A 14169-nucleotide genomic window follows, 5' to 3' on the forward strand; every position below is an offset into this window, starting at 1 on the left:
CACGTTCGTCGGCAATCGGGGCGCCCATGTGTCGTGGTTGCGGCGAAAAGGAGGCCGCCGGTCACCGATGCCGACACCGTGTTCGCATTCGTGAGTGGCACCGCAGGATTTCGCGGGAGACTTCGCAAGGCTTTTGTGACCCAAAATCTTGCAGGCGGTCTTGCAACGAGGCCGAATCGGCGCAAACTTGGCGTTCGAACCGTCAGGAGAGGGAATGGCCGAGGACGATACGCCAGAGAGCGCGAACCGGTGGAACGAGGCGAGCGCGGATCGCGGCGACACCGTGGTGACCCTGCCGACGGCGGCATCGACCGCCCCGAGCTTCGAATCGGTCCATTTCAACCGGCGGGAACTGGACCAGATCCTGCGTATCTACAGCCTGATGGTGGGCGCCGGCGAATGGCGCGACTACGCGATCGACAGCCTGAAGGACCGCGCGGTCTTTTCGGTCTTTCGGCGGGCGTCCGAAATCCCTCTCTACCGCATCGAGAAGAACCCGAAGCTGGCCCGCCGCCAGGGCGCCTACAGCGTCGTCGCGGCGTCCGGCATGATCCTGAAGCGCGGACACGAACTGGCCAATGTGCTGAAGGTGTTCGACAAGCCGCTCAAGATCGTCGCCTCAAGCTGACCCGTCTTTCGGGCGATAGAGCGTCCCGGGAAAGGCGTTCTCGTCCGGCAGGTTCGCATCGCCGCCATTCAGCGCCTTTTGCATCAGCACCGTGTCCAGCCAGCGGCCGAACTTGAACCCCGAGCCCTTGAAGACGCCGATCGTCTCGAAGCCGAGGCTCGCATGCAGGCCGATCGAGGCCTTGTGCTCGGACCCGCCGATGACCGCGATCATCTGCCGGAAGCCGAGCGCCTCCGATCGCTCCAGCAGCGCGATCATGAGCGCCCTGCCGACGCCGCCGCCCTGCATGGCGGGGTCCACATAGACCGAATTCTCCACCGACCAGCGATAGGCCGGACGGGCGCGGAACGCGTTCGCATAGGCGTAGCCGGCGACGCTGCCGTCTTCGGTCACGGCGACGAGATGCGGGTAGCCGGGGCCGCGAACGGCCTCGAAACGGGCCGTCATCTCGCTTTCGTCCGGCGGCTCCAGCTCGAAGCTGGCGGTGCCGTGAAGGACGGCGTGACGGTAGATGGCGGTGACGAAGGGGATGTCGGCGGGCGTGGTGTCGCGGATCGTGAGGGCGGGCATGCGTCGGGCCTGAAACGGGGTGTCGCGCCAATCAAGCCGGTTTTGCGCCGGCGCACAAACGAAAAAGGCGGCCCGAAGGCCGCCTTTTTGTCATCGGGACAATGATTGCCCGTCTGGACCGGTCCTACTCGCGGTTGCCGAGGAACTGCAGCAGGAACATGAACAGGTTGATGAAGTCGAGATAGAGACGCAGCGCGCCCATGATGGCCTTGCGGCCGGCAACGGCTTCGCCGTCACCCTCGTAATACATCTCCTTGATCTGCTGCGTGTCGTAGGCGGTCAGGCCGGCGAAGACGAGAACGCCGATCACCGAGATCGCGAACTGCAGCGCCGAGGACCCGAGGAACAGGTTCACCAGCGAGGCGATGATGATGCCGACGAGGCCCATGAAGAGGAACGAGCCCATGCCGGACAGGTCACGCTTGGTGGTGTAGCCCCACAGCGACAGCGAACCGAAGGCCGTTGCGGTGATGAAGAAGGTCTGCACGATGCTCGTCGCGGTGTAGACGAGGAAGATCGTCGACAGCGACAGGCCGACAAGGCCCGCATAGATCCAGAATGTCGTCTGCGCCGCGGCCACGCTCATCTTGTTGATGCGGAAGCTCAGGAAGAACACGAGCCCGAGCGGCGCGAGGATCACGAGCCAGCGCAGCGGGCTGGCGAACATCAGCTGGCCGAACTGGGTCAGCTGTCCGTCGGAGACGGCCATCTGGAAAGCGCCCCATGCGGCAAGGCCGGTGATCGCGAGGCCCGCGGCCATCAGGTTGTAGACGCGGATCATGTAGGCGCGAAGGCCCACGTCGATGCTCGCGTCATATGTGCGCGCCTGGCCGGCACGCATGTTCATGTTTCGAAGGTCAGCCATTTCTACCTCTGTAGCTCACAAATCCCGTCGGGTGTCCGGCCGATATCCATACCGGCCGCGGCGCCGCTGGCGGGACTCCAGCATGCCTGCGGGTAATATGATGTGCCAAAGCGGCGCAGACAAGGCCGGCCGGCTGCGAAAAGGAGGCCTAAATCCCGGCAAAGACGGGTCTTTTCGCCGCCGCGACGGCCAAGGTTAAGGAATCCTTGCCGATTCGCTTACAAGTTTCGCAATACCGGCGCGGCCTTTTGTCCGAGAATCCGCCACGTTCCGGCGAGGCCGAGGCCGACGGTGAGCACCAGCGCGCCGACAAGCGTCGTGACGGCGACGCCGGGCAGGAGCTGCCAGGGCAGGCTCATGATACGCGCGATGACGAACCAGGCGGCGACGCCGCCGGCAAACAGCGCGAAGGCCGCCGTCGCGGCGCCGAGCATCAGATATTCGAGCGAGAAGGCGCCGATCAGGGTGCGCCGCGTCGCGCCCAGCATCTTCAGGACGACGGCGTCGTGAACGCGGGCGCGGTTTCCGGCCGCCAGCGCCCCGCCGAGCACCAGCACGGAGGCGACGAGCGCGACGGCGGCGGCGGAGCGGATGGCGGTGGCGAGCTGGCCGATCAGGCGGTTGACCAGATCGATCGCGTCCTTGACGCGCACGGAGGTGACGGTCGGAAAGGCCTGGGTGATGGCGCGCAGGATGTCGGCTTCCTTCCTGGTGCCGGCGTCCGGAACGGTGAGGGTCGCCAGCCAGGCATGCGGCGCGCCGGCGAACGTGTTCGGCGAGAACACCATGACGAAATTGATGGCGAGCGATTCCCACTGCACCTGGCGCAGATTGGCGATGCGCGCGGTGATGTTGCGGCCGAGGACGTTGATCGTCACCGTGTCGCCGATCTTCAGGCCGACTTCACCGGCCTCCTCGGCGGAAAACGACACCAGCGGCTCGCCGGCATAGTCGGCCGGCCACCACTCGCCCTCGACCAGCGTCGAATTCTCCGGCACGTCGACGGAATAGGTGATGCCGCGGTCGCCGCGCAGCACCCAGCCGCCTTCGGGCGGCAGTTCCATCGTGGCGACGTCCTGGTCGTTCAGTTCGACGATCCGGCCGCGCAGCATCGGCACGCGCTGCAGGACGCCGTCTTCGCCGGCCGCGTCGGTGACCAGCGTCGAGAAATCGTCGATCACGTCGTTCTGGATGTCGACGAAGAAGAAGTTCGGCGCCTGTTCGGGCAGGTTACCGGCGATCTGGCGGCGCAGGTTGCCGTCGATCAGGGCGAGGCTGACCAGCAGCGTCAGGCCGAGGCCGAGGGACAGGACGACGGAGGGCGTCAGCGCGCCGGGACGATGGATGTTGCCGATCGCAAGCCGCATGGCGGTGGAGCGGACGCGCGGCGCCCGCCTTGCCAGCGCCTGGACGAGGATCGACACCGCGCGCAGCACGCCGAAGGAAAAGGCGATGCCGGCGAGGAAGAGCGCGGCGATGCGGCGGTCGAAGGAGGTCTCGATGGCGAGGCCGGCCAGAAGCGCGATGAGCACGATGGCGGCGAACAGATAGGCGAGGCGCGGGCGGCGTTCGCCGTCGATCGTCTGTTCGCGGAACAGCGCCGTCGCGGCGATGTCGCGGGCGCGGCCGAGCGGCAGGACGGCGAAGGCGAGCGTCGTGATCAGCGCGAACAGCGTGGCGAGCCCGAGGGCGCCGGGATAGAGCCCGCCGCTTGCCGGAAGCGGGACCACGCCCGACAGGGCCCATGCCGCCGTCAGCGGCAGCAGCGAGGCGATGACGAGGCCGAGAACGATGCCGATCCCGGCGATCATCAGGATCTGGATCAGATAGACGAGCGAGACGAACTCGCCCGGCGCGCCGAGGCATTTGAAGGTCGCGATGACGTTGCGCTTGCCGTCGAGATAGGCGCGCACCGCGTTGGCGACGCCGACGCCGCCCGTGACCAGCGCCGTGAGGCCGACCAGGGTGAGGAACTGGGCGAAGCGCTCGATATTGGCCGACAGGGCGGGCGCCGAACGGCTGCGGTCGCGGATCGACCAGCCGGCGGTGGGGAAATCCGTGTTGGCGCGTTCGGCGATGGCGCTCAGCTGCTGCGCCGTCGTGCCCGGCGGAGTGCGCAGCTTGTAGCCGTATTCGACCAGCGATCCGGGCTGGACAAGGCCGGAGGCCTGCAGCCCGTCAAGCGAGACGAGGACGCGCGGCGCGAAGCCGAACCCGTCGGAGACGGCGTCGGGCTCGGTCGCGATCGTCGCGCGGATGGCGAAGGTGGCGTTGCCGAGCCGGACACTGTCGCCGACCTGTAGGCCGAGCCGGTCGAGCAGGATGGGCTGCACCGCCGCTCCGAAGACGCCGTCTTGCGCGGAGAACAGCGCGTCGCGCGGCAGGGCAGGCTCGGTGAGCAGCGCGCCGTAGAGCGGGTAGGCGTCGTCGACGGCCTTCAGTTCGACCAGCGACTGGTCCGACTGGTCCTCCAGCCGCGCCATGGAGCGCATGCCGGCCGTGACCGCGACGTCGCCTTGCGATTGCAGGAAGGCGAGCTCTTCGACGGACGCGGTGCGGTGGATCAGCTCGAAGCGCATGTCGCCGCCGAGAATGACCTGGCCTTCCTCCTGGATGCCCTGGGTGACCGATTTGGAGACGGCGTTGACGCCGCCGATCGCCGCCGTGCCGAGCGCGATGCAGGCGAGGAAGACGTAGAAACCGGAGAAGCCGCCGCGCAATTCGCGCAGTGCGAAGGTGAAGGCGAGCGAGACCGCGCGGGAGACGGGCATGCGCGTCATTCGGCGGCCTGGCCGGAGCGCTGCCCGGTCGTTCGGTCCTGAACCTCCACGCGGCCGGAATCGACGGCGACCTGGCGGTCGCATTCCTCGGCGAGGCTTCGGTCATGGGTGACGAGGACAAAGGTCATGCCGCGCTCGCGCTGCTTGGCGAAGAGGAGGTCGGAGATCAGATGGCCGGTGGCGCCGTCGAGATTGCCGGTCGGTTCGTCGGCGATCAGGATCTTCGGGTCCGGCGCGAGCGCCCGGGCAATGGCGACGCGTTGCTGTTCGCCTCCGGACAGCTGGCCCGGATAGTGGGTCATCCGGTCCTTCAGGCCGACGGCGACCAGTTCGGCCTCGGCCTTTTCGAAGGCGTCGCGGCGGCCGGCCAGTTCCAGCGGCACGGCGACGTTTTCCAGCGCGGTCATGTTCGGGATCAGGTGGAAGGACTGGAACACGATGCCGATGTTGCGGCCGCGAAAGGCGGCGATGGCGTCCTCGTCCATGGCGTGGAATTGCGCGCCGGCGACGTTCACGACACCCGAATCGGGCTGTTCGAGGCCGGAGAGCACCATCAGCAATGTGGTCTTGCCGGAGCCCGACGGTCCGACGACGCCGACCGATTCACCCTCGCCGATGTCGAGATCGACCGATTTCAGGACATGGACGGCGTTCACGCCGCTGCCGAGCCGCAAATCGACCTCGGAAAGGGAAATCAACGCTTCTGTCACGGAAAATCGGTCCTATATCTGCGGCAACTGGAACAAAATGGTGTCGGAGCGGCAATGTTCAAAGCCTGGTTGCGCGTTTTCGCGATTTTCGGATCCCTGGCCGCAGCGCCCGCGATGGCGGAGCAGGTGCAGGGCGTCGGCTTCGGCGACAGCCTGATGGCCGGCTATCAGCTCGCGCCGGGGCAGGCGTTTCCCACGATGCTGGAGGCGGCGCTGAAGGAAAAGGGTCACGACATCGTGATCGCCAATGCCGGCGTTTCCGGCGACACGACCTCCGGCGGCCTGTCGCGGCTGACCTGGTCGGTGCCCGACGGAACGGATTTCGTGATCCTGGAACTGGGCGCCAACGACGCGCTGCGCGGCGTGTCGCCGGAACTGACCCGCGCCAATCTGGACGAAATGATTACCCGGCTAAAGGATCGGGGAATCGACGTCATCCTGACGGGGATGCTGGCGCCGCCGAACATGGGCGAGGATTTCGCGGCCCGGTTCGACCCGATCTTTCCCGAGCTCGCCGAGCAGCATGGCCTTGATTTCTATCCCTTCTTTCTCGACGGCGTGGCGGCGCAGGACGCGCTTCTGCTGGGAGACGGCATGCATCCCAACGGCGACGGCGTCGCCGAAATGGTGGAGCGGTTCATGCCGGTGATGGAGGCGTATCTGGCCAAGCGGGCGCCTTGAGCGGTTTTCCACCGCGTCACCATGGGCACAAATAATTCGCTTGCACCGCACCATGGTCCGTGATTCGATTCGACTGGGGACAAGGTGATTTGCCCGTCACACTTCCGAATTCGGAGGGAAGAGCCTTATGCCGCGTCTGTTTGCCGCTCTTGAGATTCCGCACAATGCTGCGATGTCCCTCTCACTCCTGCGCGGCGGTCTGCCGGGCGCGCGCTGGATCGACGTCGAGAACTATCACCTGACACTGCGTTTCATCGGCGACATCGAGCATCACGTCGCCGACGAGGTGGCCGACGCGCTGGATCGCGTGCGGCGCTTCGAGTTCAAGATCGGCCTGTCCGGGCTGGGCGTCTTCGGCGGCAAGAAGCCGCATTCCCTGTTCGCCACACCGACGGCCTCGCCGGACCTGATCGAGCTTCAGGCCGAAATCGAGCGGATCTGCCAGCGCTTGCGGCTGCCCGCCGACCCCCGCAAATTCACCCCGCATGTCACCATCGCAAGGCTGCGCAACGTCGCGCCGGAGATGGCGGCGCGCTATCTGTCGAGCCGCGGCAATTTTTACGTGCCGCCCTTCACCGTCAGCCGCTTCGTCTTGATGTCGTCGCGGGAATCGGTCGGCGGCGGGCCCTATATCGTGGAGGAAAGCTATCCGCTGACCCCGCGTCTCTCGGCGCCGAACTACGCGCCCGACGACCAGGCCACGGCGCGGGGCATCCGCTAACGCGCCCCGACGACGCCGGCCGGGCGGGCCTGTGGACAACGAAACGGGAAAGCGAGCCGATGGCCAGACCTGAGAAACTGGACGAAGAGGCGATTGCGGCCGGGCTGGCGGAACTGGACGGATGGACGCTTGGCGCCGACGGCGCCTCGATCAAGCGGGAATTCCGGTTCAAGACGTTTCGCAAGGCCTTCGCCTTCATGACCGAGATCGCGATGGTGGCCGAGAAGATGGATCACCACCCCGAGTGGTTCAACGTCTACAACCGCGTCGAGGTGACGCTCACCACGCATGACGCCGGCGGCCTCACCGAGCTAGATCTGGCGCTCGCCGCCCGCATGGACAAGGCCGCGGCTTGAAGCGCGGCGCGGCGCAACCCACATTTCAGGCATGGCTGGCAAGCACGACATTCCGGACGACGTTCTGATCGGCGAAATCCTCGCACCGGGGACGCCGGAGGAGCAGTCGCAGCGCGAAAAGCGCGTGCGCCGGAAATTCTGGGCGACCGCGAAGAAGGCGGCGCGCGCCGTTCCCTTCATGGACGAGGTGGTGGCCGGTTACTTCTGCGCGCTCGATTCCAAGACGCCGGCCCGCGTGCGCGCGACGCTGTTCGCCGCGCTCGCCTATTTCGTCCTGCCGCTCGACGTGATCCCCGATTTCCTGCTTGGCATCGGCTTCGGCGACGACCTGGCCGTGCTGATGGCCGCCATCGGCGCCGTGCGGGGCCACATCACTGACGCCCATCGGCTGGCGGCGCGGAAGGCGCTCGCCGATCACGACCTGGACGCGCCCGGCGAGGGCGAGAAACCGGTCGTTGACGTCTGAGGGCGAACGCGGCGGTCCGGTCGCGGTTCTCGACGCGGCCTATGGCGACACCGTCGCCGCCGGCGGGTGTGTCCTGATCTCCGAATTCTCTTCGTCCGAGCCGCTTGCGACGCATCAGGTCCGGCTGCCCATGCAATCGGCGGAGTATGAGCCGGGCGCGTTCTACAAGCGCGAATTGCCCGTGCTTCTCGCCCTGCTCGACGCGGTTTCGACGCCGGTCGCGACGATCGTCATCGACGGTTACGTGCATCTCGACGGCGCGGGCCGGCCGGGCCTGGGCGCGCGTCTTGCCGCGGCGCTCGATCGCCGCGTGGCCGTGATCGGCGTCGCCAAGACGCCGTTTCGCGGCGACGACTGGTCGCGCCCGGTCTGTCGCGGCGAGAGCCGCCAGCCTTTGCGGGTCACGGCGATAGGCGTCGATCTGGATACGGCGTCCCGATGGGTCGCCGAGATGCACGGCGCCCACCGTATTCCCGTCATGTGCAGGCTGGCGGACCGGCTGGCGCGCGACGCGCTGGCGGGGTGAGCGTTCTTTCTATGGATCGGTGTCGATGCGGTCGTCGGCGTCGATGACCTTGCGCAGGCGGGTGAAGGCCAGCCGGATGCGGGATTTGACCGTGCCGAGCGGCAGGCCGGTCTCGTCGGCGATCTGGCTGTGCGACTGGCCGAGATAGAACGCCTTTCGGATGAGATCGAGCTGTTCGGCGGGCAGGTCGCGCAGGGCCTCGCGCACGCGCTCGTCGCGCTGCTCGGCGTCGATCAGGGCATCGGCGGGTTCGGGCGCTTCGGGGTGCAGCGCCGGATCGTCAGGATCGAGCCGGTCCGACTTGTCGCGGCGCACGAGGTCGATGCGCCGGTTGCGCGCGACGCGGAACAGCCATGTCGCCAGCGAGGATTTCGCCGGATCGAACAGCGACGCCTTGTGCCAAAGCACCATCATCACTTCCTGGGTGACTTCCTCGGCCTGCCCGGCTTCCAGCGAGAGACGCCGCAGATAGGCGTTGATGCGCGGCGCGAAGTGATCGAACAGCTCGGCGAACGCCGACTGGTCGCGTGTCGCGACGATGGCGCGGACAAGCGATGCGTGTCTTTGATGCTGTTCATTCGTCATGCGTCGGGCCGGTTCCACTCTCTCCTGACGGCGCCCCCGCCGTTTCGTCCATGCCGCAATGATAGTTCCGGGGGGCCGGGTCTGTCATCCGGTTTGCGGCTCGCAGTCAAACTGTTGCCGTTTTCCCGCTTCAACACGCAAGTGCTGGAAATTGCCGCGCTGTGGCCGGTGACAGGGGTGAAAACCATAATTTTTTTGGTGTTTTGTTCACTGTCTGGTAACCCTGATTCGTCCAGATTGGGTTGGCCGCATCGTCGTGTTTCATGCGTGACCGACACGAACCGGTAGGAATTATGTTTATCGACACCAAAGTCATCTCGGGATTGCTGGCAGCAAGCCTGGTTGCAGCAAGCGCAACCGGCGCGTGGGCGCAGACGCCGACGCGCATCGGCGACTATTCGGACTGGAGCGCCTTCAGCTACAACTCCGGCAACAGCAAGGTCTGCTACACGCTGTCGGTGCCGATTCCCGGGTCGGAGAAGCCGGCCGAAGTCAATCACGGCACCAATTTCTTCATCGTGACGCAGCGCACGACCCAGAACGTCTCCTACGAGCCGCAGTTCATGGCGGACTACGCGCTTCGTGATTCGTCCAAGGTCACGGTGACTGTCGGCGACAAGAGCTTCACCTTCTTCACCAAGGACAAGTCTGCCTGGGCCGAGAACGCCGCGCAGGAGCCGGCGCTCGTCGCGGCGATGAAGGCAGGCTCGAAGATGACCGTGACGGCGACGTCCGCGCGCGGCACCAACACGAGCTACGATTATTCGCTGTCCGGCGTGACGGCGGCGCTCGACGCCATTCAGAACTGCAAGTAACGCACCTATATGGTCGTGAAACCGATGCGTGCCGGGCTTGCCCGGCATTCGGCGTTGGCCTGACGTGACGCAGCGCGCGCAGTGTGGTAAAGCGCGCGCTTCTTGAGACATGACGGATTGACCATGGGCGTTTCCATCGACCTGACCGAGAACGCGGCGCGTGACATTCATGGCGTTCAGGCGCGCGCGGCGCTGGCCGACAAGCCGACGCTGATCGGCCTGACGCGGCCGCAGCTTGGCGAGGCGCTGAAGGGCGCCGGCGTGCCGGAGCGCCAGGTCAAGATGCGCGTGCAGCAATTGTGGCACTGGCTCTATGTGCGCGGCGTTTCCGACTTCGACGACATGACCAACGTGTCGAAGGACCTGCGCGCGCTGTTGAAGGCCCGGTTCTCGATCGCGCGGCCGGAGATCGTCGAGGAACAGATCTCCAATGACGGCACGCGCAAGTGGCTGCTGCGGTTTCCGTCGCGCGGCGCCGGGCGTCCGGTCGAGGTCGAGACCGTCTACATTCCGGAAGAAGGCCGCGGCACGCTGTGCGTCTCCAGCCAGGTCGGCTGCACGCTGACCTGCACCTTCTGCCACACCGGCACGCAGCGCCTGGTGCGCAACCTGACATCGGAAGAGGTCGTCTCGCAGCTTCTGCTTGCGCGCGACCGGCTGGGCGATTTTCCCGACAGGGACACGCCGCAGGGCGCCATCGTGCCGGCGGAGGGCCGCAAGGTCTCCAACGTCGTGATGATGGGCATGGGCGAGCCGCTCTACAATTACGACAATGTGCGCGACGCGCTGCTGGTCTTCGCCGACGGCGACGGTCTGAGCCTGTCCAAGCGCCGCATCACGCTGTCGACCTCCGGCGTCGTGCCGCAGATCACGAAGATCGGCGAGGAAACCGGCGTCATGCTGGCGATCTCGCTGCACGCCACCAATGACGAATTGCGCGACGAGCTCGTGCCGATCAACAAGAAGTATCCGCTGAAGGAATTGCTGGACGCCTGCCGGGCCTATCCGGGCCTGTCGAACGCGCGGCGCATCACCTTCGAATACGTCATGCTGAAGGGCGTCAATGACGGCCTGGCGGACGCCAAGGAACTGGTGCGGCTGTTGAAGGGCATCCCGGCCAAGATCAACCTGATCCCGTTCAACAAATGGCCCGGCTCGGCCTATGAATGCTCCGACTGGGAGCAGATCGAGACCTTCGCCGACTTCATCAACGCCAATGGCTACGCCTCCCCCATCCGCACGCCGCGCGGCCAGGACATCCTCGCCGCGTGCGGGCAGCTCAAGTCAGCGTCGGAACGGATGAAGAAGACCGAGCGGCTGGCCTATGAGGCGATGATGATCGCCGGGCACGGCGACTGAGCCTCACCGCCCCTGGGTGAACAGGATCTTCACCGCGAAAGCGCTGAACACGCTGGCCATCAGCCAGTCGATGGCGCGCGTCACCATCGGTCGCTTGCGCAAGGTCGACGACATCCATCCCGCCGCGAGCACCATCGCCGAGGTGATGGGAATGGCGATCGCGATGAAGAATGCGCCCAGGAAGAAGAACTTGCCCGTCGCATGCGGATCGTCGGCGGCGACGAATTGCGGCAGGAAGGTCATGAAGAACAGGATGATCTTCGGGTTGAGCAGGTTGATGCCGAGACCGGTCAGGAAGCTCGCGCCGATATGCGGCGCCTGGCGGCGCTCGGTCTCCACCGTCAGCGACGAGCCGCTGCGGATAGCGTCGATGGCGAGCCAGATCAGGTAGCCGGCGCCGACGACTTTCAGGGCGATGAAGGCGGTCGGCGCGGCGACGATCAGCGCCGACAGGCCGAGCGCGACCATGGAGGTGTGGACGGCGACGCCGGCATAGGCGCCGAACATGCAAGCAAATCCCGCCGCGCGGCCCTGGGCGAGCGTGCGCGACAGGAACAGCGTCATGTCCGGGCCTGGCGTGATCGCCAGGACGATGGCGGCGACGGTGAATGTCAGAAGCGTCGCGGTATCGGGAATGAAGGTCATGGCGTGATCGCTTGCCTATCGGCAGGGCGCGGCGTCGGCCGGCAATTCCTGCAGGTTGAAGGTCGTTTGGCGCGTTTGTGGCAGCAGCGGCGCCCACCAGTCCAGCGTGATCTGCTCGTCGGGCAGCAGATCCTTGCCGAATTCGGCCATCTGCTCGGCGAGTTTCGTCTGTTTCGTCGTCGTCGAGGGCCAGATGAGGAGGCAGCGGGAGGCTGCCATCGGGGGCGGCGCATATTCCGTCGTGTCGAGGGCGACGGCGCGGGCCGCCGGCACCGCCGCGCGATACTGGCCGGCGAGCATGCGGTTCGGCGCGACGATGACGGGCGCGGGGCCGTAGCGCTGCACGATTTCCTTGCCCAGCTGCCGGTAGGGCACGCTCGGACGGCAGCTGCCGCAGAGCGTCTCGGAGGGCGCCAGGCGGCCGGCGAGATAGATCCCGCCGATGGCTACCGCCATGACGAGCAGGATCGTCGCGTAGCTGCGGATTGCGCGGCGGGTCGGCTGGTAGCGGTCCAGCACCATGAAGGAAAACAGCGGCAGGGTCAGGAACAGGCAGTGCAGGTAGCGCGGCCGCAACTGGGTGCCGCCCGGGCCGAGCGCCCATGCGACCATCACCACGACGCCGATCAGCAGCACCGTCCGGTTGAGGCGCAGAAAGGCCTCGTTCGGCCCCGGCGCCCCGGCCTTGCGCGCAGGCCGCGGCACGAAGAAGACCAGCGCGTAGATCGCCGCGAAGGGAAGCCCGTACCCGGCGAAGGCGCCGAGGAGCTTCTCCAGCACCTTCAGGATCGCGTCGTCGCCGCCGGTGAGAACCCCGGTCGAGGTGTCGACGATCGCCTGCGTCTCCGCCGTGGCGAGGTAGAAGAACAGGCCAAGCGGCGCGATGGCGACCAGCAGGGTCAGGAGAAATCGCGGGTCGAGCACGACACGGCGATAGACGCGTTCGAGGAGCGCGGCGGCGACGATCGCGCCGATGAACAGGGCGAAGGAATATTTGGCGAGGATCCCGAGCGGGATCAGCGCTCCGAGCAGCAGGTATTTCCAGACCGCCCGGCTTTCGCCCAGCGACCAGAAGACGAGGATCGCCGCCGCCATCAGCGCGATCATCACCTGGCTGTGGGCGAGGATTCGATGGCTCTCGAAGCCGATGATCCAGAGCAGCGACAGCGAATAGACGGAGAAGGCCTGAAGGCGCGGATCCGCGATGACGCGCCGCGCCAGCGCGTAGAGCAGCAGGGCGCAGGTGAGCATGGACGCATAGTTGACCAGCGGCGCGCCGTAGAACGACGATCCGACGATCCGGTTCACGCCGTTGAGTATCCAGTCATAGAGCGCCGGATTGCGCGACGCGTAGAAGAACTCCAGCGACTGGGAATGGAAGCTCTCCAGCGAGTCGTCCACTACGAGGGCGGAACGCAGGAAGGCCGCGATCCAGAAGTGGAACCCCGCCCACAGGGCGCAGATGACGGTCACGCCGACGGGCCGCGCCCAGAAGGGCGGCGGATCGGAAAGGGTCGTCGTGGGGCCGTCTGTGTTCATGCCGTTTCCGCCTCCTGCGGTTCTGGCCTGCTCGCCCGCTCCTTAGGCAGGCTGCCGGCGCCGGTCAATCGGCCGCGGCTTGCGGCGCCCGCCGCGCCATGCGAGAGGGGGCGTCGAACCAACAGAGCCTGATCGCCTTGCCGTCGCCCCGTCCCCGCACCGTATTCGGCCCGCTGGCCGACCCGCTCGTCGCCGTCCTCCTGGCCGTGCTGTGGGTCGCGCTTCTGCTCCGGTTCCAGCTTGGCGGAGAATGGGACCTCTCGACAAGCGGCCTGTTCTTCGACGCGGCCAACTGCGCGGCGACGGCGTCCGCCGAAAGCCAGCGCTGCCGGGGGTTCCCGCTGTCCGGCGTCCCGGCGCTGTCGACGTTTCGCGAACTCATGCATCCGGTGCCCGCGATCCTGGGCATCGTCACCCTGGTTTTCCTGATCGTGGAACTCAGGATGGGCGGCACCTGGCGCAATCCGGGCGTGCGGCTGAAGGCCGTGCTGGTCGCCACGCTGATCGCCGGGCCGGGGCTGATCGTCAACGGCGTTCTGAAGGCCCATTGGGGGCGGCCGCGGCCCTGGATGACCGAGGATTTCGGCGGCTGGCTGCCCTTTGTCGAGGCCGGCGTCTATTCCAACTATTGCACCAGCGGCAACTGCTCCTTCGTCTCCGGCGAGGCGGCGGCGGCCGGCTGGCTGATGTGCCTGGCGCTTGTCCTGGCCGTTCACCGCTACCGGGCCTATGCGATCGTCGTCGGGCTCCTCGCGATCGCGATGGCGGGGCTGAGGGTCGGTTTCGGCGCGCATTACCTGTCCGACGTCGTTCTCGGCTTCCTGATGACCGTGGTGATCTTCGCCGCCTTTGCGGCATTGGCCGAATGGAGCGTGTCGCGGCGGGCCCGATCGGGCTAAATCCCTTGCGCTATCCCTTGCGCT

At 66.5% G+C, this 14169-nt stretch carries 16 protein-coding genes; 9 read left to right on the plus strand and 7 right to left on the minus strand.

Features of this window, described 5'->3' with window-relative positions; translation table 11 throughout:
* Positions 1 to 214: 214 nt before the first annotated feature.
* Complete coding sequence (locus tag MRY80_RS07835) at positions 215 to 628, plus strand: DUF2794 domain-containing protein (RefSeq protein WP_293289750.1); 414 nt, start codon at positions 215 to 217, stop codon at positions 626 to 628.
* Here MRY80_RS07835 and MRY80_RS07840 read toward each other — a convergent pair.
* The 4 genes from MRY80_RS07840 to MRY80_RS07855 form a co-directional block, all read right to left on the minus strand.
* Entirely contained in the window at positions 620 to 1198 is a 579-nt protein-coding gene (locus MRY80_RS07840) for a GNAT family N-acetyltransferase (protein WP_293289752.1), read from the minus strand. The genes MRY80_RS07835 and MRY80_RS07840 overlap by 9 nt on opposite strands.
* A 124-nt stretch (positions 1199 to 1322) precedes the next feature.
* Positions 1323 to 2063, minus strand: coding sequence for a Bax inhibitor-1/YccA family protein (locus MRY80_RS07845; RefSeq protein WP_293289754.1), 741 nt, complete (start codon positions 2061 to 2063; stop codon positions 1323 to 1325).
* A gap of 218 nt (positions 2064 to 2281) precedes the next feature.
* Positions 2282 to 4834, minus strand: coding sequence for an ABC transporter permease (locus MRY80_RS07850; RefSeq protein ID WP_293289756.1), 2553 nt, complete (start codon positions 4832 to 4834; stop codon positions 2282 to 2284).
* A 5-nt stretch (positions 4835 to 4839) separates the two neighbouring features.
* On the minus strand, positions 4840 to 5553 hold the full coding sequence (locus tag MRY80_RS07855) for an ABC transporter ATP-binding protein (RefSeq protein WP_293289758.1): 714 nt from the start codon (positions 5551 to 5553) through the stop codon (positions 4840 to 4842).
* A 54-nt stretch (positions 5554 to 5607) separates the two neighbouring features.
* On the opposite strand from MRY80_RS07855, the gene MRY80_RS07860 reads away from it, so the two are divergent.
* The 5 genes from MRY80_RS07860 to MRY80_RS07880 all read left to right on the plus strand — a co-directional run bounded on the left by MRY80_RS07860 (position 5608) and on the right by MRY80_RS07880 (position 8303).
* Positions 5608 to 6234: an arylesterase gene (locus MRY80_RS07860; protein ID WP_293289760.1), complete on the plus strand. Its 627-nt coding sequence runs from the start codon at positions 5608 to 5610 to the stop codon at positions 6232 to 6234.
* Between the two features lie 127 nt (positions 6235 to 6361).
* Complete coding sequence (gene thpR / locus MRY80_RS07865; protein ID WP_293289762.1) at positions 6362 to 6955, plus strand: RNA 2',3'-cyclic phosphodiesterase; 594 nt, start codon at positions 6362 to 6364, stop codon at positions 6953 to 6955.
* Positions 6956 to 7014: 59 nt separating this feature from the next.
* On the plus strand, positions 7015 to 7311 hold the full coding sequence (locus tag MRY80_RS07870) for a 4a-hydroxytetrahydrobiopterin dehydratase (protein ID WP_293289764.1): 297 nt from the start codon (positions 7015 to 7017) through the stop codon (positions 7309 to 7311).
* A gap of 31 nt (positions 7312 to 7342) precedes the next feature.
* The gene (locus MRY80_RS07875; protein ID WP_293289765.1) at positions 7343 to 7777 is read left to right on the plus strand and encodes a YkvA family protein; all 435 of its coding nucleotides are present in this window, start codon (positions 7343 to 7345) and stop codon (positions 7775 to 7777) included.
* Positions 7767 to 8303 (plus strand): endonuclease V, encoded by a 537-nt coding sequence (locus MRY80_RS07880; protein WP_293289767.1) that lies wholly within the window; start codon positions 7767 to 7769, stop codon positions 8301 to 8303. The genes MRY80_RS07875 and MRY80_RS07880 overlap by 11 nt, the downstream gene beginning before the upstream one ends.
* Positions 8304 to 8312: 9 nt before the next feature.
* On the opposite strand, the gene MRY80_RS07885 is transcribed toward MRY80_RS07880, so the two are convergent.
* The gene (locus MRY80_RS07885) at positions 8313 to 8888 is read right to left on the minus strand and encodes a sigma-70 family RNA polymerase sigma factor (RefSeq protein ID WP_293289769.1); all 576 of its coding nucleotides are present in this window, start codon (positions 8886 to 8888) and stop codon (positions 8313 to 8315) included.
* Between the two features lie 293 nt (positions 8889 to 9181).
* Between MRY80_RS07885 and MRY80_RS07890 the strand changes: the two genes are divergently transcribed.
* Both MRY80_RS07890 and rlmN read left to right on the plus strand, forming a co-directional pair.
* Complete coding sequence (locus MRY80_RS07890; RefSeq protein ID WP_293289771.1) at positions 9182 to 9703, plus strand: invasion associated locus B family protein; 522 nt, start codon at positions 9182 to 9184, stop codon at positions 9701 to 9703.
* A gap of 123 nt (positions 9704 to 9826) precedes the next feature.
* Positions 9827 to 11062: a 23S rRNA (adenine(2503)-C(2))-methyltransferase RlmN gene (rlmN, locus tag MRY80_RS07895; protein ID WP_293289773.1), complete on the plus strand. Its 1236-nt coding sequence runs from the start codon at positions 9827 to 9829 to the stop codon at positions 11060 to 11062.
* 3 nt (positions 11063 to 11065) lie between these two features.
* Here rlmN and MRY80_RS07900 read toward each other — a convergent pair whose 3' ends face one another.
* Positions 11066 to 11707, minus strand: coding sequence for a LysE family translocator (locus MRY80_RS07900; RefSeq protein ID WP_293289775.1), 642 nt, complete (start codon positions 11705 to 11707; stop codon positions 11066 to 11068).
* Positions 11708 to 11722: 15 nt separating this feature from the next.
* Positions 11723 to 13246 (minus strand): glycosyltransferase family 39 protein, encoded by a 1524-nt coding sequence (locus MRY80_RS07905; protein ID WP_293289777.1) that lies wholly within the window; start codon positions 13244 to 13246, stop codon positions 11723 to 11725.
* 98 nt (positions 13247 to 13344) lie between these two features.
* Here MRY80_RS07905 and MRY80_RS07910 point away from each other — a divergent pair, with 98 nt between their 5' ends.
* The gene (locus MRY80_RS07910) at positions 13345 to 14145 is read left to right on the plus strand and encodes a phosphatase PAP2 family protein (protein WP_293289779.1); all 801 of its coding nucleotides are present in this window, start codon (positions 13345 to 13347) and stop codon (positions 14143 to 14145) included.
* The last annotated feature ends 24 nt before the right edge of the window (positions 14146 to 14169 follow it).

This window comes from Oricola sp. (assembly GCF_022763245.1).
GTDB lineage: Bacteria > Pseudomonadota > Alphaproteobacteria > Rhizobiales > Rhizobiaceae > Oricola.

What these genes read in the sequence shown, in the direction of transcription:
- MRY80_RS07875 (WP_293289765.1), top strand. Translation starts at nt 7,343, where the DNA reads ATGGCTGGCAAGCACGACATTCCGGACGACGTTCTGATCGGCGAAATC.
- MRY80_RS07835 (WP_293289750.1), top strand. Translation starts at nt 215, where the DNA reads ATGGCCGAGGACGATACGCCAGAGAGCGCGAACCGGTGGAACGAGGCG.
- MRY80_RS07910 (WP_293289779.1), top strand. Translation starts at nt 13,345, where the DNA reads ATGCGAGAGGGGGCGTCGAACCAACAGAGCCTGATCGCCTTGCCGTCG.
- MRY80_RS07860 (WP_293289760.1), top strand. Translation starts at nt 5,608, where the DNA reads ATGTTCAAAGCCTGGTTGCGCGTTTTCGCGATTTTCGGATCCCTGGCC.
- MRY80_RS07850 (WP_293289756.1), bottom strand. Translation starts at nt 4,834, where the DNA reads ATGCCCGTCTCCCGCGCGGTCTCGCTCGCCTTCACCTTCGCACTGCGC.
- MRY80_RS07885 (WP_293289769.1), bottom strand. Translation starts at nt 8,888, where the DNA reads ATGACGAATGAACAGCATCAAAGACACGCATCGCTTGTCCGCGCCATC.
- MRY80_RS07840 (WP_293289752.1), bottom strand. Translation starts at nt 1,198, where the DNA reads ATGCCCGCCCTCACGATCCGCGACACCACGCCCGCCGACATCCCCTTC.
- MRY80_RS07870 (WP_293289764.1), top strand. Translation starts at nt 7,015, where the DNA reads ATGGCCAGACCTGAGAAACTGGACGAAGAGGCGATTGCGGCCGGGCTG.
- rlmN (WP_293289773.1), top strand. Translation starts at nt 9,827, where the DNA reads ATGGGCGTTTCCATCGACCTGACCGAGAACGCGGCGCGTGACATTCAT.
- MRY80_RS07900 (WP_293289775.1), bottom strand. Translation starts at nt 11,707, where the DNA reads ATGACCTTCATTCCCGATACCGCGACGCTTCTGACATTCACCGTCGCC.
- MRY80_RS07845 (WP_293289754.1), bottom strand. Translation starts at nt 2,063, where the DNA reads ATGGCTGACCTTCGAAACATGAACATGCGTGCCGGCCAGGCGCGCACA.
- MRY80_RS07905 (WP_293289777.1), bottom strand. Translation starts at nt 13,246, where the DNA reads ATGAACACAGACGGCCCCACGACGACCCTTTCCGATCCGCCGCCCTTC.
- MRY80_RS07890 (WP_293289771.1), top strand. Translation starts at nt 9,182, where the DNA reads ATGTTTATCGACACCAAAGTCATCTCGGGATTGCTGGCAGCAAGCCTG.
- thpR (WP_293289762.1), top strand. Translation starts at nt 6,362, where the DNA reads ATGCCGCGTCTGTTTGCCGCTCTTGAGATTCCGCACAATGCTGCGATG.